14 protein-coding genes and 1 riboswitch are annotated in these 16,424 nt (G+C 75.9%); of the genes, 10 read left to right on the top strand and 4 right to left on the bottom strand.

What is annotated here, in order from left to right; all coding sequences use genetic code 11:
• The first annotated feature begins 67 nt into the window (after nucleotides 1–67).
• The gene (locus AC1050_RS04410) at nucleotides 68–2,692 is read left to right on the top strand and encodes a hypothetical protein (RefSeq protein ID WP_482386159.1); all 2,625 of its coding nucleotides are present in this window, start codon (nucleotides 68–70) and stop codon (nucleotides 2,690–2,692) included.
• Between the two features lie 82 nt (nucleotides 2,693–2,774).
• Here the strand turns inward: AC1050_RS04410 and AC1050_RS04405 are convergent, their stop codons facing one another.
• Nucleotides 2,775–3,026, bottom strand: coding sequence for a toxin-antitoxin system YwqK family antitoxin (locus AC1050_RS04405; protein ID WP_482386158.1), 252 nt, complete (start codon nucleotides 3,024–3,026; stop codon nucleotides 2,775–2,777).
• A gap of 129 nt (nucleotides 3,027–3,155) precedes the next feature.
• Between AC1050_RS04405 and AC1050_RS04400 the strand changes: the two genes are divergently transcribed.
• The 3 genes from AC1050_RS04400 (at nucleotide 3,156) to AC1050_RS04390 (ending at nucleotide 6,990) form a co-directional block, all read left to right on the top strand.
• Nucleotides 3,156–5,678 (top strand): sensor histidine kinase, encoded by a 2,523-nt coding sequence (locus AC1050_RS04400; RefSeq protein WP_482386157.1) that lies wholly within the window; start codon nucleotides 3,156–3,158, stop codon nucleotides 5,676–5,678.
• Nucleotides 5,675–6,376: a response regulator gene (locus AC1050_RS04395; protein WP_482386156.1), complete on the top strand. Its 702-nt coding sequence runs from the start codon at nucleotides 5,675–5,677 to the stop codon at nucleotides 6,374–6,376. The genes AC1050_RS04400 and AC1050_RS04395 overlap by 4 nt, the downstream gene beginning before the upstream one ends.
• 298 nt (nucleotides 6,377–6,674) lie before the next feature.
• Nucleotides 6,675–6,749, top strand: a riboswitch (cyclic di-GMP riboswitch).
• Between the two features lie 16 nt (nucleotides 6,750–6,765).
• Complete coding sequence (locus AC1050_RS04390) at nucleotides 6,766–6,990, top strand: BldC family transcriptional regulator (RefSeq protein ID WP_482386155.1); 225 nt, start codon at nucleotides 6,766–6,768, stop codon at nucleotides 6,988–6,990.
• Between the two features lie 125 nt (nucleotides 6,991–7,115).
• On the opposite strand, the gene AC1050_RS04385 is transcribed toward AC1050_RS04390, so the two are convergent.
• The 3 genes from AC1050_RS04385 to AC1050_RS04375 are packed head-to-tail and all read right to left on the bottom strand — an operon-like array spanning nucleotide 7,116 to nucleotide 10,808.
• On the bottom strand, nucleotides 7,116–7,736 hold the full coding sequence (locus tag AC1050_RS04385) for a TetR/AcrR family transcriptional regulator (RefSeq protein ID WP_482386154.1): 621 nt from the start codon (nucleotides 7,734–7,736) through the stop codon (nucleotides 7,116–7,118).
• Between the two features lie 46 nt (nucleotides 7,737–7,782).
• Nucleotides 7,783–9,942 carry a YhgE/Pip family protein gene (locus tag AC1050_RS04380; protein WP_482386153.1) on the bottom strand — a complete coding sequence of 720 codons (2,160 nt, stop codon included), beginning with the start codon at nucleotides 9,940–9,942 and terminating at the stop codon, nucleotides 7,783–7,785.
• A 29-nt stretch (nucleotides 9,943–9,971) separates the two neighbouring features.
• Entirely contained in the window at nucleotides 9,972–10,808 is an 837-nt protein-coding gene (locus AC1050_RS04375) for an ATP-binding cassette domain-containing protein (protein WP_482386152.1), read from the bottom strand.
• Between the two features lie 170 nt (nucleotides 10,809–10,978).
• On the opposite strand from AC1050_RS04375, the gene AC1050_RS04370 reads away from it, so the two are divergent.
• The 6 genes from AC1050_RS04370 to AC1050_RS04345 all read left to right on the top strand — a co-directional run bounded on the left by AC1050_RS04370 (nucleotide 10,979) and on the right by AC1050_RS04345 (nucleotide 16,419).
• Nucleotides 10,979–11,821 carry an isocitrate lyase/PEP mutase family protein gene (locus AC1050_RS04370; RefSeq protein ID WP_482386151.1) on the top strand — a complete coding sequence of 281 codons (843 nt, stop codon included), beginning with the start codon at nucleotides 10,979–10,981 and terminating at the stop codon, nucleotides 11,819–11,821.
• A gap of 71 nt (nucleotides 11,822–11,892) precedes the next feature.
• Entirely contained in the window at nucleotides 11,893–12,378 is a 486-nt protein-coding gene (gene def / locus AC1050_RS04365; RefSeq protein WP_482386150.1) for a peptide deformylase, read from the top strand.
• Between the two features lie 189 nt (nucleotides 12,379–12,567).
• Entirely contained in the window at nucleotides 12,568–13,065 is a 498-nt protein-coding gene (locus AC1050_RS04360; RefSeq protein WP_482386149.1) for a DUF3145 domain-containing protein, read from the top strand.
• Nucleotides 13,066–13,524: 459 nt separating this feature from the next.
• Nucleotides 13,525–14,022: a hypothetical protein gene (locus AC1050_RS04355; protein WP_482386148.1), complete on the top strand. Its 498-nt coding sequence runs from the start codon at nucleotides 13,525–13,527 to the stop codon at nucleotides 14,020–14,022.
• Entirely contained in the window at nucleotides 14,009–14,899 is an 891-nt protein-coding gene (locus AC1050_RS04350; protein WP_482386147.1) for an FAD:protein FMN transferase, read from the top strand. Before AC1050_RS04355 ends, AC1050_RS04350 begins: the two co-directional genes overlap by 14 nt.
• A complete protein-coding gene (locus tag AC1050_RS04345; protein WP_482386146.1) occupies nucleotides 14,896–16,419 on the top strand; it encodes an FAD-dependent oxidoreductase in 1,524 nt (507 codons plus the stop codon). The genes AC1050_RS04350 and AC1050_RS04345 overlap by 4 nt, the downstream gene beginning before the upstream one ends.
• Nucleotides 16,420–16,424: the final 5 nt, after the last annotated feature.

Here is a 16,424-nt window from a genome sequence, read left to right as displayed (position 1 = left end):
CTGAGGGGCCCGGTGCTGGCACACCGGGCCCCTCGTACCTGCTCGACAGTTCCTCAGGAGACCTGACATGCAAGCACGGCCATCTTGGCATGCCCGCCGCAGCCTCTCGGCGCTGCTGGCCACGGTGCTCGCAGGAGGCGCGGTCGTCGCGCTCCTGCTCGCGCCGTCCCCACCCGCGGCCACCGCGAGCGTCCCCGCGGCGGGCATCTCCATCACCCCCTCCGGCTACGGCCCGGTCCAGCTCGGGCCGATGCCCGGGCCGGCGGGTGCCGACGAGCACGGCTACTGCGTCCAGGCGCGAGTCACTGCGCCCTCCGCCTCGGACCGGCCCCAGGGCGAGCACCAGGTGGACGATCCCGAGCTGGCGGCGGCCCTCGCCCGGCACCGGTTCGCCACCGACGACCTCACCCAGGCGGCGCTCGGGTACGCCGTGCACCAGCGCCAGGAACGCCCCGGGACGATGGCCGGCGGCGTCGTCGAGGCCACCAAGCTGCTGATCACGGCCGCCACCCCGCAGGCGGTCAGGGACCGCGCTCACGAGGTGCTCACCACCGGGGCCGCCGAGGCCGGGCCCTGGGCCGGTTCCCCCGGCTCGGCCACCGGAGCGGGGCACCGGACCGGCGCGATCCAGGGGATATCGCTGACGTCCGCCACGGGGCACCCGGTGGTGGGTGCCGCGTTCACGGTGACCTTGACCGGCCCCGCGGTGCTGGACGCCACCGGCACCCGGACGTTCTCCGGCACCACGACCGCGCAGCCGGTCACGCTGACGTGGACGGCGACCGGCAACGGGACCGTCGGCTACGAGGTGGTGTTCCCCGACGCGTGGCGCACGTCGCTCACCGTGCTCGAGATGGCGGGCAACCGCCAGGACCAGCTGACGTACGGCAACCGGCCCGCTCACGAACCGCGGGAGGTGACCGTCCCGGGCGATCCGTTCGAGGTGGTCCGGGACTTCCGGCCGCAGGCCACCACGACCGTCCAGGACGTCGTGGTGCAGGACGGCGAACCGCTGGTCGACGTGATCGAGTTCGCGGCCGCGCCGGGCGACGAGTGGGTCGAGCTGGACGGCGTCCCGGTGGCGCTGCCGGCGGACGTCACCTGGTACGGGCCGTTCGACAGCCCGCAGCCGCAGGCGCCGGCGCCACCCGCGGGTGCTCCGGTCGCGGGGGTCGAACGCGTCGTCGCGCACGGGCCGGGTCGCGTGACCTCGACCGGCGCCGTCACCGCCACGGCCAACGGCTTCTACACGGCGGTGGTGACCATCCGGAAGGCCGACGCCGGGGAGCTCGCGCCGTACGTGCGGGAGGACTTCACGGCGCCGTACTTCGAGGAGGTCGAGACCGCGGTCAACCGGTTCGACCTCGTGCACGAGTCGCAGACCCGTGAGTTCAACGTCGTGCCCGGCGGCCGGGCGTTCGACCGGATCACGATCGGCGGGTACCCCGAGGACCACGGTGACTTCGAGGGCCTCGGGGGGTGGCAGCCGGATCTCGGCGACGCGGTCGTCACCGTCTACGGGCCGCTGCCGGGCATGCCCGACCAGCCCGAGGTGCCCGACGGCGCGCCGGTGCACTGGACGGACACGGTCCCGGCGGTCGACGGGGTGCACGAGGTCGGCTACGACGACGCGCACCCGATCGTGGCGCCGACCCGGGCGGTGCATCCCGGCGGTGACTACTTCGTGTTCGTCTACGCGTTCGCGGGCGACGACCGCGTCGAACCGTTCGTGAGCCCGTACGACGACGTCCGGGAGGTGTTCTACGTGCCCGGTGCCCCGGAGGTGGTGGTCCCGCCGTCGGTCGTGACCCGGGCGCAGCCGGACGCGGTCGTGGGGGAGCCGATCCACGACGTCGCGCTCGTCACCGGGACGACCGACCCCGGCGACCACCTGGTGTTCCGGGCGTTCGGCCCCCAGGACCCGGCGGCGGAGCCGGTCTGCGACGAGAGCACCCTGCTCTGGACCTCCGACCCGGTCCCGGTCGACGGGGCGGGTCTCTACGATTCGGGCCCGACCCCTGGTCCGGGCGAGGCGGGCGCCGTGTACTGGGTCGAGACCCTGCTGACCGGCGAGGGCGTCACCCGGCACGAAGGCAGGTGCGGGATCCCGCACGAGACGACACTGGTGACCGACCGGCTCGCCGTCCGCACGGAGGCCGTGGCCGCCGGCGAACTCGTCGCCGGCGTCGAGATCTGGGACGTGGTGGTCGTCGACGGCGCGGTCCCGGCGGGTGCGACGACCGTGGTCGAGCTGTTCCACGCACCGGAGGGCGAGCCGCTCGTCTGCACGGAGCCCGTGTGGACGTCGCAGCCGATCGCGCTCACCGCGGGCGACGACGGCATCGGGGAGCACCTCACCGGCCGGTTCACCACGGACGCGCCCGGGACCTACGGGTTCGTCGAGCGCACGACCGGGACGGACGGGGCGGTGCTGTCGGTCGGCGAGTGCGGGGACCCGTCGGAGACGCTGGTCGTCGCCGCGCCGCCGGTGGACGGGACGCCGCCGGCGCCCCCCGGGCAGCCGCTGGCCGTCACCGGCGCGGACGTCGCGCTGGCCGCGACCGCCGCCGTGCTGCTGCTGGGCGGCGGGGTGGCCGTGCTCCGGTACCGGGGACGGCTGCGGCGCGAGCTCGACGCGACCACCGGCGGCACCGCCGGGCCCGACGACGACGGGAGGTGGCCGATGGCCTGACGCGCCGGACCCGCAGCGCGCGCAGGCACCGGCGCGCGCTGCGGGGTGCCGGGTGCCGGGAGCGAGCCGGGCACAGCGGGGCTCAGCCCATCCGTGTCACCTTGTACGGCCGGCCCTGCCGGTCGTAGGTCGTCCAGTCCCCGACCTGCGCGCCGCGGTCGAACGACCCGGACCGCAGGATCGTGCCGTCGAGCCGGAACCACTCCCAGGCGCCGTGCTGCACGTCGCCCAGCATCGGCCCGCGGGCCCGCACGCTGCCGTCGCGGTGCCGCTCGACGTGCTCGTGCAGCGGGCCGCCGGCCGTCGCGTCGTCGGCGTCGTCGTCCGAGGTCATGGCCCCCATCCTGCTCGCGGGACGCGGGTTCCGTCGAGACTACGATCACCGCGAGGACCTGGGCTGCTGGCGGCCGGCGCGACGCGCGCGGACCGCACCTCGACCTCGACGACCTGGAAGGAAGAGCCGATGACCCGGGGCCGGCTGCGCGTCCTGCTCGGTGCTGCGCCGGGCGTGGGCAAGACCTACGCGATGCTCGAGGCGGGCCGCGACCTGGCGCGCGACGGCAGGGACGTGGTGGTCGCGGTCGTGGAGACCCACGGGCGCGCCGCGACGGCCGCCCTGCTCGACGGGTACGAGGTCGTTCCCCGGGCCCGGGTCGAGCACCGGGGCGTCGCCCTCACCGAGATGGACCTGGACGGGGTGCTGGCCCGGCGACCCGAGGTCGCGCTGGTGGACGAGTACGCGCACACCAACGCCCCGGGGTCCCGGCACGACAAGCGCTGGCAGGACGTGGCCGAGCTGCTCGACGCCGGCATCGACGTGCTCACGACGGTCAACATCCAGCACATCGACTCGCTGAACGACGTGGTGCGCACCATCACCGGTGTGCCGCAGCGGGAGACGGTGCCGGACCGCGTGCTCCGGTCGGCGGACCAGATCGAGCTGGTGGACCTGACGCCGCAGTCGCTCCGGGACCGGCTCGCGGCGGGTGACGTCTACCCGGCCGAGCGGGTGGACGCCGCGCTGTCCAACTACTTCCGGCTGGGCAACCTGACGGCGCTGCGCGAGCTGGCGCTGCTGTGGCTCGCCGACGAGGTCGACTCCGCGCTGCGCAGCTACCGCGCCGAGCACGCGATCGACAGCCCGTGGGAGGCGCGCGAGCGCGTCGTGGTCGCGCTGACCGGCGGGCCGGAGGGGGAGACGCTGCTGCGCCGCGGCGCCCGGATCGCGGCGCGGTCGGCCGGCGGGGAGCTGCTGGCGGTGCACGTGACCGCGCAGACCGGGTTGCGGGACACGGACCCGGAGGCGCTCGCGGGTCAGGCCGCGCTCGCGGAGCAGCTCGGCGGCAGCTACCACCAGGTGGTGGGGGAGGACGTGCCGACCGCGCTGGTGCAGTTCGCCCGGTCCCGGGACGCCACCCAGCTGGTGATCGGGCTGAGCAGACGGAGCCGGTTGCGGGCCGCGCTGACCGGGCCGGGCATCGGGTCGACGGTGATCCGGGAGTCCGGGCCGATCGACGTGCACATCGTCAACCACGCCGCCGCGGCCCGGCGGCTGCCGCTGCCCCGGCTGACCGGTGCGCTGACCGGGGCGCTCACCGTGCGGCGCCGGGTGCTCGGGTTCGTCCTGGCGCTGGTGCTGGGGCCGCTGCTGACCGCCTGGCTGGTCGCGGGTCGCAGCGAGGAGTCCCTGGCGGGCGACGTGCTGGCGTACCAGCTGCTGGTGGTGGTGGTCGCGCTGGTCGGCGGGCTGTGGCCGGCGCTGCTGTCCGCGCTGCTGTCGGGCCTGACGCTGAACTACCTGTTCGTCGCGCCGATCCACACCGTGAGCGTCGCCGACCCGGTGCACGCCGCCGCCCTGGTGCTCTACGTCGCGAACGCGGTCCTGGTCAGCGCGGTGGTCGACGTCGCCGCGCGGCGGACCCGGGTCGCGGCGCGGGCGCGCGCGGAGTCCGAGCTGCTGGCGACCGTGGCGGGCGGGGTGCTGCGGGGCCAGGACGCGCTCGCGGCGCTGGTCGAGCGGGCCCAGGAGGCGTTCGGCCTGGCCGGTGCGCGGCTGCGCGCGGGCGAGGAGGTGCTGGCCGAGTCCGGCACGGTGCGGCCCGGGTCACCGGCGGTGCCGGTCGACGAGCACACCGTGCTGGACCTGGACCCCGGCGGCGAGGGACGGGTCGACCCGGACGACGTCGACGGCGTCGGCAACCGGCTGCTGGGCGTGGTCCGCACGCAGCTGGCCGCGGCGCTCGAGCACCAGCGGCTCAGCCGCACCGCCGACGCGATCGGGCCGCTGCGGGAGACCGACCAGGTGCGCAGCGCCCTGCTGTCCGCCGTCAGCCACGACCTGCGCCGCCCGCTGACCGCGGCGACCACCGCGGTCGGCAGCCTGCGGTCCGCCGACGTCGACCTGACGGCCGACGACCGGGCCGAGCTGCTGGCGACGGCGGACGAGAGCCTGGCGACGCTGACCGGCCTGGTCACGGACCTGCTCGACGTGAGCCGGTTGCAGGCGGGCGTGCTGGGGGTGTCCTGCCGCCCGACGGACGTCGACGAGGTGATCCTGCCCGCCCTGGACGAGCTCGGTCTGGGGCCGGACCTGGTGCACCTGGAGCTCGACCCCGACCTGCCGGCCGTGCAGGCGGACCCGGCCCTGCTGCGCCGGGTGCTGGTGAACGTGCTGGCCAACGCCGTGCACGCCAGCCCCGCCGGTGTGCCGGCGCGGGTGCAGACGAGCGCGTTCGCCGACCGCGTGGAGGTCCGGGTGGTCGACCACGGCCCCGGGGTGCCCGCCGAGCGGTGGTCCGACCTGTTCCTGCCGTTCCAGCGGCTCGGGGACACGGACAACGCCACCGGGCTCGGGCTCGGTCTCGCCCTGTCCCGCGGGTTCACCGAGGGGATGGGCGGCACGCTGAGCCCCGAGGACACCCCCGGCGGCGGGCTCACCATGGTGATCGCGCTGCGCCAGTCGGGCGCGCAGGAGGTGGCGTCGTGAAGATCCTCATCGCCGACGACGACCCGCAGATCCTGCGGGCGCTGCGGATCACCCTGCGTGCGCGCGGCTACGAGATCCTGGTCGCCACGGACGGCACGGCCGCGCTGAACCAGGCCATCGAGCACAAGCCCGACCTCTACCTGATCGACCTCGGGATGCCGCAGCTGGACGGCGTCGACGTGATCCACGGGCTGCGCGGGTGGACCAGCGCCCCGATCCTCGTGCTGTCGGGCCGGACGGGATCGGCCGACAAGGTCGAGGCGCTCGACGCCGGTGCCGACGACTACGTGACCAAGCCGTTCGGCGTGGACGAGCTGCTCGCCCGGATCCGTGCGCTGACCCGCCGCGTGCCCGGGCAGGACGCCGAGCCGCTGGTGCGGATCGGGGACGTCGTCGTCGACCTCACCGCGACGACGGTGACCCGGGACGCGGTGGCCGGCGGTGCGCCGGAACCGGTGCGGCTGACGCCCACCGAGTGGCGGATCCTCGAGATGCTGGTCCGCAACGCCGGGCGGCTGGTCACCCGGCAGACCCTGCTGCAGGACATCTGGGGCTCCGAGCACGTCACCGACACGGGCTACCTGCGGCTCTACCTCTCGCAGCTGCGCAAGAAGCTGGAGCCGGACCCGGCGGCACCGCGGTTCCTGCTGACGGAGCCGGGGATGGGCTACCGGTTCGACCCGGACGGCGGCGCCTGACCCACCGCGCTGCGCCGCGCGGTTCGGCGGGTGCGCCCCGGGGTGGTGCACCGACCGGGGCGGCGGACCGGTGATCGGGGACGTCCGCGAGGGCGGCGTGGGCGACCTCCGCACGCGGTCGCTGCTCCGGACGGGTGACGTCGCGCGGAGCAGGGGTGGCCCCGGTGGCGGCCCCGGAACGGGTCGGGTACTGGGACCGGCGTCCGCGATGTGAGCGCACACACCGCTGACCTGCGAGTTTGTCCGCTCTCGGGTGGTACTTGCCGATCTGTCCGATTTCTGTATAGTTCTACCCGTTGAGCGACAACGGCAAACCCGCTGCAAGGCGGGGACGCAAAGCCACGGGACCTACGAGGTCAGCCGGGCTACCGAACCGACTAGGAGTCATCATGACGTACCCCCTCGAGGCCCAGCTCCCGACGCAGGCCTCCACCTCGCTGCTCACCCCCGGTGAGGTCGCGGTGATGTTCCGCGTCGACCCGAAGACGGTCACGCGCTGGGCGCAGGCGGGCAAGCTGTCCGCGGTCCGCACCCTCGGCGGCCACCGCCGGTTCCTCGAGGCCGAGGTCATGGAGCTGCTCGGCGCGGTGCCGCAGCAGGCCGGCCGCTACTGAGCGAACCGCAGCACCTCCGGGACGGCCCGGCGAGCACCTGCTCGCCGGGCCGTTCCGCGTCCCGGGGTCGCCACCGCTCGGGGCACAGCGGGTCGAGGACCGGGTCGAGCCCCGGTCCGAGCAGGTCAGAGCGGGTCGAGCACCGTCGCCAGCACCGCCCGCCGCACGTCCGCCACGGGCCGCTCGGGCTGGAACGCCAGCCACTCCAGGCCGGCCACGAGCGTGGCGCCGAACATCGCCGCGGCGGTGAGCGAGGGGTCTCGGTGCGGCCAGGACGCCGCCACCACCTCCGCGAAGACCGCGAACGCCTCGTCCCGGACCTGCCGGATGGACTCCTGCCAGTCGCGGCCGGTGCGGAACACCTCGGCGACCAGCACCTTGGCGAAGTCCGGGTGGCCCTGGATCTGGGCGAGCAGCTCGTGCACCAGCGCGCCGACGGCCTCGCGGCCGGTGCGGCCGTCGGCGGCACCGCGCAGCGCGCTGGTGAGCGCCTGCTGGCCCTCGGTCAGCACGGACTCGAACAGCGCGCCCTTGGACCCGAAGTTGTAGTAGACGCTGCCCTTCGCGACGCCCGCGCGGTCCGCGATGTCGTCGACCGACGTGGCGGAGAACCCGCGGTCGGCGATCAGCGCGACGGTCGCCTCGATGATCGCCCGGCGGGTGTCCCGGCGTCCGCCGGGCGACGTCCCGGTGCGGGTGTCGGCGGTCGCGGGGGCCGTGGGGACGGCGTCGGCGGCGGTCGGCATGGCGCCCAGCCTCTCAGATCGGTGGCGTTCGGTCGGACCCTGCCGCTCAGATGGACAGCGCGGGGTGCAGCCGGGACAGCGTCCACGTGCGCTGCCGTGCCGCGCGCCACGAGGTGATCGCCAGGGACCCCAGCAGGAAGAGCAGCAGCGCGCCGACCGACGACCAGAGCCGCCCGTCCGTCCCACCGGTCGTCAGCTCGCGCAGGCCGGTGACGGCGTAGGTCATCGGCAGCCCGGGGTGCAGCCACTGGAAGAACGACGGCGTCGTCTCGACCGGGTAGGTGCCGCTGGCGGCGGTCAGCTGCAGCATGAGCAGCGCGATGATCGCGACCTTGCCGGCCGCCGGGCCGAGCACCGCGGTGAGCATCTGCTGCACGGCGAGGAACGCCGCGGCGACCAGGACGGTGAACGCCACCGTGCCGAGCACCGTCGACATGCCGAGCCCGAGGCCGAGGTGCACGACCGCCAGCAGGACGACGACCTGGCCGACGCCGATGGCCAGCGCCGGCAGGTAGCCGGCCAGGGCGATCCGCCAGCCCCGGGCCGGGGTGGCGAGGCCGCGCGGGGGCAGCGGCCGCAGCAGCAGCCAGGTGATGAGCCCACCGACGAACAGCGCGAGCGGGATGAAGAACGGCGCGAACCCCTCGCCGTACCCGTCCGCGGCGGCGACGTCCGTGCTCGCGAGCCCGACCGGCGTGCTCAGCGCGTCGGCGCGGTCGGAGCGCGTGGCGTCGTCGTCGTCGGGGATCTGCGCCGCGCCGTCGGCGAGGGAGTCGGCGAGCCGGCGGCTGCCGTCCCCCAGCTGGTCGGTGCCGTCGGCGACCTGCGTCGCGCCGGACGCGAGGGTGCCGGTGCCGGTCGCGAGGCCGGCGGCGCCGGACGCGAGGGTCTGCGCGCCGCCGTCCAGCTCGGCCGCACCGGAGGCGAGCGTGCCGGAGCTCGTGGCGAGGGTGGCGGCCCCGGTGGCCACCTGGGCGGTGCCGTCCGCCAGCGTCGCGGCGCCCGCGGCGAGGTCGCCGGAGGAGCCGGCGAGCGTGCCGAGGCCGGCGGACAGCGCGGCGGACCCGTCCCGGACCTGGTGCGCCCCGTCGACCAGCCGGGCCAGGTCGGCCGCCGCCGCGTCGGGGTCGTCCGGGACCGGCACGCCGGCGACGGCCTGCTGCAGGGCGGCGAGCTGGGCTTGGATGCGCGCGGCCGCGTCGGTGTCGCCCGTCACCGCCTGCTCCCGGGCGAGGGCGCCGAGCGCGTCGCCGACCGAGGTGAGGTCGACGCCGAGGTCCCCGGCGGCGGTCTGCAGCCCCGCGACGGTCCCGGCGAGGGTGTCCACGCCGTCGCTGACCGCGGAGGCGCCGTCGGCCAGGGTCGTCGCGCTGCCGGCGGCGGTCTGCGTGCCGGCCGCGAGCTGCTGCGCCCCCGACGCGAGAGCCGCCGCCCCGGAGGCCGCGGTGGCCGCGCCGGAGGACAGGGTGCCCGCGCCCGACGACAGCTGCGCGGCGCCCGAGTCGAGCCGGGCGGCGCCGCCGGCCAGGTCGGAGGAGCCGGAGGCGAGCTGCGCCGCCCCGTCGGCCGCGGACGTCGCGCCGTCGGCGACCTGGTGCGCCCCGGAGGACAGGTCCCCGCTCGCCGCGGTCAGGGTGAGCGCGCCGTCGGACGCCTGAGCGAACCCGTCCCGTGCGGAGCCGAGGCCGACCAGCACCTGGTCGACGGCCTGCTCGCCGATGGTGGCGGAGACGGCGGCGCGGATCTGCGTCATCGCGCTGCGCCCGAGGGTGGAGGCGAGGTAGGAGTTGGCGTCGTTGTAGGTGACGTCGATCTCGGCCGCGGCGGGGGCGTCGCCGCCGATCGAGGCGATGTCCGCCGAGAAGTCCGCGGGGACCGTGACCGCGAAGTAGTAGGTCCCGTCCGCCACGCCGTCGGCCGCGGTGGTCGCGTCGACCGGGCGCCAGTCCAGCGCCTCGGAGTCGAGCAGCTCGTCGACGACGTCGGCACCGGCGTGCAGCGGTTCGCCGTCGCGGGTGGCGCCCTGGTCGGCGTTCACCAGGGCGACGGGCAGCCGGTCCAGGTTGCCGGTCGGGTCCCAGTACGCCCAGAGGTACAGGGCGCCGTACAGCAGCGGGATGGCGAGCATCGCGACCACGGCGAGCTTCGGCAGCACGCCGCGGCGGAACCGGCGCAGCTCGGTGCCGGTCGACAGGAAGGAGAGCATCGGGGGTCCTCAGGACAGGAGCAGCAGGATCAGGCGGCGGGCACGGCGTGCGGGCCGGTGGCGAGGTGCACGACCTCGGGCGGCGTCGACCAGCGCATCCGCGCGGCCTCGTCGAGCGAGGCGACGGAGGCGATCACGGTGGTCCCGGTGGCGGCCAGGGCCTCGAGCCGGGTCCACACCGTCTGGCGCCGGCCGGAGTCGTGCACCTGGTCCAGGTCGTCGACGACCAGCAGGTCGGGACGCTGGGCGAGCGCCAGCGTGACGCGCAGCAGCATGACGTCGACCTCGTCCAGGTCCCAGACGACCGTGCCGACCCGGGGGAGCGGCCGGTCGCCGAACACGGGTGCGGCCAGGTCGGCGAAGGTCGTCTGCGTGACGCAGCCGGTGCGCCGGTACCACGGCGTGAGCCACGCGATCCGCTCGCGGACGACGTCGCCGACGGTGACCGCGTCGTCCAGCTCGTCGACGCCCGCGAACCCCGCGACGGCGGCCCGCCGCTGGACGGTGGTGCGGCGCCGGGGGAGCGGCTCGCCGAGGACCGTGAGCTCGCTGCCGGCGTCCGGGACCATCCGGCCGGCGAGGGTCAGCAGCAGGCTGGACCGCCCGGCACCCTGCGGCCCCTGGACCACCGTGAGCGCACCGGCCGGCAGGTCCAGGTCGACGGGCCCGTAGACCGGTCCGCGCGACCCGGTGAGCCGCAGCCCGCGGGCACGCACGGCGGCGGCTGCCGGCTCCGGATCCGCGCCGGGCTCGGCCGTGTCCGGGCCGACGCCGGGCGCGAGGTCCGTCAGGACGTCCGGCGGGACGTCCCACGGGCCGTCGGGGGTCCGGTCACCCGTCGACGGGTCCGGCTGCGTGGAGGACATGCCGTCACCTCGTTGATTCTTAGTACTGACTGGTCAGTACAAAAGACTAGATCCGGGACCCTCCGGTGTCATGCCGACGGGGCGTTCCTCCGGTCACACCGGCCGGGAACCGACGGACGTCGTCCGAAATCCGCGAGACGCAGCACCGGCGCGCGCGCTGGACTGGGCGCATGACGACCCACGACCCCGCCCGGCGCGCAGCCACCGCCGAGCGCGCGCTCCGCTTCCACGCCCTGCACGACCCCGCCGCCCCGCTCGCCCTCGCCAACGTCTGGGACGTCGCGAGCGCCCGGGTCGTCGAGGCGGCGGGTGCGCCCGCGCTCGCCACCACGAGCGCCGGCTTCGCCTGGGCGCTCGGCGCGCGGGACGGCGACCGCCTGGACCGCGACGCCCTGCTCGCCGGTGTCCGGCGCATCGTCGACGCGGTGGACGTGCCCGTGACGGTCGACGCCGAGGGCGGCTTCGCCGCGGACGCGGGGGACGTCGCGGTCACCGTCGCGGGGCTCCTGGACGCCGGCGCCGTGGGGGTCAACCTGGAGGACGGCGCGTGCGGTCCCGAGGGGCTGGCCGCGCGCGTGGCCGTCGCGCGCGAGACGGCGGACCGGGCGGGGGTGGCGCTGTTCGTGAACGCGCGCACCGACGTCTTCCTGGCCGGGACCGGCGACCCGGACGCGCTGCTCGCGGAGGCGGTCGCCCGCGCGCGGCGGTACGTGGCGGCCGGGGCGGACGGCGTGTTCGTCCCCGGCGTGGTGGACCCCGGCACCGTGGCCGCCCTCGCGGCGGCGGTGCCCGTGCCGCTCAACGTCATGGTCCGGCCGGGCCTGCCCCCCGTCGCCGAGCTCGGGCGGCTGGGCGTCGCGCGGGTCAGCCTGGGCTCGTCGGTCGCCGAGGCGGCCTACGCCGTGGTGCGCCGGGCCGCGGTCGAGCTCGCGACGGCCGGCACGTACACGGCGGTGGCGGACGGCATCGACTACGGCGAGCTGGACGCGCTGGTCGGCGGCTCCGGGGTGTGACGGTCGTCGCCCGCGGACCGGCCGACGCGCCGGTCCGCGGGCGGCAGCCGGGTCATGGAAGAATCGTCCCCATGGCGATGAGAGAGATCCGCGTGGTGGGCGACCCGGTGCTGCGCACCCCCTGCGAGCCGGTGACCACCATCGACGCCCGGGTCCGCGGGCTGGTCGAGGACCTCCTCGAGACGGTGGACCACGACGGCCGCGCCGGGCTCGCCGCGAACCAGATCGGCGTCGGCCTGCGGGCGTTCTCCTGGAACATCGACGACGAGATCGGCTACGTGCTGAACCCGACGATCGTCGAGCTGTCCGAGGACTACCAGGACGGCGACGAGGGCTGCCTGTCCGTGCCCGAGCTGTGGTTCCCGACGCGCCGCGCCTGGTACGCGCGGGTGGTCGGGCACGACCTCGACGGCAAGGAGGTCGTCGTCGAGGGCGTCGAGCTGATGGCGCGCTGCCTGCAGCACGAGGTCGACCACCTGGACGGGCACCTGTACATCGACCGGCTGGACCGCTCGGTGCGCAAGAAGGCGATGCGGGCCATCCGCGAGACGCTCTGACGCGTCCGCCCGGGTCGTCCCGGGTCCGGGCAAACCGGGCAGATTCACCGAGGAGGGCCGGAGCGCTGGTGCGCACCGGCCCTCATCAGGCATGCTGTGCCTGCACGCCGCGACACCGTGCGTACCACCCGGGAATCGGGACGAGGCCGTTGGGGAAGACGAACCTCGAGCCGAACCGGGAGGGATGACATGGCTGGTGCTATCACCCGCGGTGTCCTTTTCGTGCACTCCGCGCCGCGCGCGCTCGCTCCGCACCTGGAGTGGGCGGCGGGCAACGTGCTGGGCACGCGCGTGTCCATGGAGTGGACGGAGCAGCCTGCCGCGCCCGGGATGCTGCGCGCCGAGCACTCGTGGCAGGGCAGCCAGGGCACCGGCGCGCGCCTGGCCTCCGCCCTGCGCGGCTGGACGCACCTGCGCTACGAGGTGACCGAGGACGCCAGCCACGGCAGCGACGGCGCCCGGTGGAGCCACACCCCCGAGCTCGGGATCTTCCACGCGCAGACCGACGTGCACGGCAACGTCGTGGTGCCCGAGGACCGCATCCGCGCCGCGCTGGACGCCGGCGACGCCGGTACCGTGCGGGCCGAGCTCGCGCTCGCGCTCGGCCAGGCCTGGGACGACGAGCTGGAGCCGTTCCGCTACGCGGGAGCCGGCGCGCCGGTCCGCTGGCTGCACCGCGTCGGCTGACCGCCTTCGCAGCCCTGCCGCCGGGGCGGGGGATTGCCGGCAACTCCCGGCTGCGGACCTCGTCGCGGGCGTGGGCCGGTGCTCGAGGTCGTCAGACGTCGCGAGGTCGTCACGTACGAGTGACGACCTCGCCGACGTGTGACGACCTCGCCGGGGTGAGGACGGGAGGACGCGAGGGCCGGGACGCGACGGGCACGCCGCGAGCCACCTGGGGCGCCGCGCGACCGGCGCACCGCTCGGCCCTCGACCGCCCGGTGCCCGCAGCGGCCGGCCCCCCGGTGCGGGGCCGCCCGCGGTGCCAGCACCCCTCAGCGTCCGGCCGGGCACCGACGCACCGCCGGCGCATCCGCGGTTCCCAGGCGTTTCGCAGGAAGCGTGCCTAGCGTCGTTGTCACGACAACATGTCGGCCGCAAGCACCGCACGAGCCCGGGGACGTCCGGGACCAGGGAGGCAGCACCATGGCCCGATCGATCCGACGCCGCACCCTCACCGTCCTGTCCGGTCTGTCCGTGGTCGTGGCGGTCGCCGCGTGCGGCGACGCGGACGCCGCCACCGAGGGCGACGCCCCCGCGAGCTCCCAGTCGGACGCCGACTCCGACGGAGGCTCCGAGGCCACCGCGGGCGCCGGCACCGACGGCACCGCGGGCGCGACCACGGGCACCTACACCGACGGCACGTACACCGCCGAGGGCTCGTACGAGACCCCGGGCGGCGAGGAGTCGATCTCCGTGGAGGTCACCGTGGCGGACGACGTGGTGACCGACGTGACGGTCACCCCGGAGGCGACCGGCGGCAACGCGGCCCGGTTCCAGGACGAGTTCGCCTCGGGCATCGCCGACGAGGTCGTCGGCGCGGAGCTCTCCGGGCTGTCGGTGGACAAGGTGTCCGGGTCGTCGCTGACCGGTGACGGGTTCAACGCGGCGCTCGACCAGATCCGCGCCGATGCCGAGGTCTAGCACCGGCTTCGACGCCATCGGCACGCGCTGGACGATCGACACCCCGGCGCCGCTGGACCCGGGGGTCCGGGCGGCGGTGGACGAGCGGATCGCGCGGTTCGACCGCGACTGGTCCCGGTTCCGGGGCGACTCCTGGGTGGCGGCGGTCGCGCGGGGCGGGGCCGGCACGTACCGGCTCCCCGACGACGCCGGGCCGCTGCTGGACGCCTACGACGTCGCGGCACGCTGCACGGACGGCGCGGTGCAGCCGCTGGTCGGCCGGTCGCTGGAGGGCCTCGGCTACGACGCCGCGTACTCGCTGCGCCCGCGCCGGGACGCCGCCGGCACCCTGCTGGCGACCCCGGCCCCCGACTGGCGCACCGCCGCGCGGCGGTCGCCCGACGGCCGCTCCCTGACGCTGGACGAGCCGGCGTTGCTCGACGTCGGCGCCGGCGGCAAGGGCTACCTGGTGGACCTGGTCGCCGGGGTGCTGGCCGCGCACGGGGTCACCGAGCACGTGGTGGACGCGGGCGGCGACCTGCGGGCCGCGGTGCCGGACCCGCTGACGGTCGCGCTGGAGGACCCGCGGGACACCACCCGGGCGCTCGGGGTGCTGCGGCTGGCGGAGGGTGCGCTGTGCGGCTCGGCGACCAACCGGCGGGCGTGGGCGCCCGGGGTGCACCACGTGGTCGACGCGCGCACCGGGGTCCCGACGCAGGACGTGCTGGCCACCTGGGCCGTCGGCCCGTCCGCGCTCGTGGCGGACGTCGCCGCGACCGCATTGTTCTTCGCCGAGCCCGACCTGGTCGCGTCGCGGTTCGGCATCCGGTACGTGGTGCTGCGGGCGGACGGCGGCGTCCGCTGGTCGCTGGGCATCGACGGGGAGGTCTTCGCATGAGCGGGTCCGCGGTGCTCGGCCGGGTCGATGAGCGGCTCGGCCGCGTGACGATGTACCGGCTGCTGACGCTCGGGCTGTCGGCGCTCGCGCTGGTGGCCCTGGTGCTGTCGCTCGCCGGGGTGCTGTTCGTCGAGCCCGGGGCGATCGTCGTGAGCGCGCTGGTCGCGGTGGGCGCGTCGGTCGCCGGCGCCTGGGTGGCCGCCCTGGCGGCCCGGACCCGGCCGCACACCGAGTCGGCGGTCATCACGGGCCTGATCCTGCTGTTCCTGTTCTGGCCGACGCTGGAGGTGCGCTACCTCGGCACCCTGGCGCTGGCGGCGGTGCTCGCGAACGCGTCGAAGTACCTGCTGGCCTGGCGCGGCCGGCACGTGCTCAACCCGGCCGCCGCGGGCGCGTTCGTGATCGGCCTGACCGGCTGGGATGCGACGACCTGGTGGGTGGCCGACCGCTGGTTGCTGGTCCCCGTGCTGCTGCTGACCGTCGTGGTCGTCGTCCGCACCCGGCGGTACGCGCCGGTGGGCACGTTCGTGGCGGCGGCGACGGTGTTCGTCGCCGTGCGGCTGGCGTCGGGCGGGGAGCCGGTGCTCGACGCCGTGAGCACGGCGCTGGTGTCGTACCCGATCCTGTTCCTGGGCGGCGTCATGCTGACCGAGCCGCTGACCCTCCCGCCGCGCCGGTGGCAGCAGCTGCTGGAGGCGGTCGTGGTCGCTGCCGTCCTCGCCGTGCCGTACCACCTCGGCCCGCTGTTCAGCACGCCCGAGGCCGCGCTGCTGGTCGGCAACCTGCTCGCGTTCGGCTTCGGTCAGCGCGGCGCGGTCCGGCTGACCGTCACCGGGCAGCGCCGGCTCACGCCGCGCACCGTGGAGGTCGGGTTCCGGGCCGACCGGCCCGTGCGGTTCCGGCCGGGCCAGTACGTGGAGCTGACCGTGCCGCACCCCCGCCCCGACGCACGGGGCACGCGGCGGGTGTTCAGCGTGTCGTCGGCGCCGTCGGCGGACGAGCTCACCGTGGCGCTGACGGTGCCGGAGCGGGCGAGCACGTTCAAGCGCGCGCTGGGTGCGCTCCCGGTGGGGGCCGGGGTCCGGGCCACCGGGCTCGGCGGCGACTTCGTGCTGCCGGCCGACCCCGCGCGGCCGCTGCTGCTGGTCGCGGGCGGCATCGGCGTGACGCCCTTCGCCAGCCAGCTCGCCGCGCTGGCCGCGGCGGGGGAGCGGCGGGACGTCGTGCTGGTGTACGCGGTCACCGACCACGCCGAGCTGGCGTACGCCGAGCCGCTGACCGCCGCGGGCGCGCGGGTGCTCGTGCTGTCGTCGACGGCGGAGCAGGACGGGCTGCCCGCGGGCTGGGTGCACCTGGGGGAGCGCCGCCTCACGCCGGGGCTGCTGGCGGAGGCGGTCCCGGACGCGGCGTCCCGCGACGCGTACGTCTCGGGCCCGCCCGCGATGGTCGACACGACCCGGGCGCTGCTGCGGCGCGCCGGGGTGCGGCGGGTGCGGACGGACGCGTTCAGCGGGTACTGAGCGTG

Source organism: Cellulomonas sp. NEAU-ZC6, from assembly GCF_056844425.1.
Note: the sequence above shows the minus strand (reverse complement) of the source record. Positions and strands in the feature narration are given on the sequence as shown.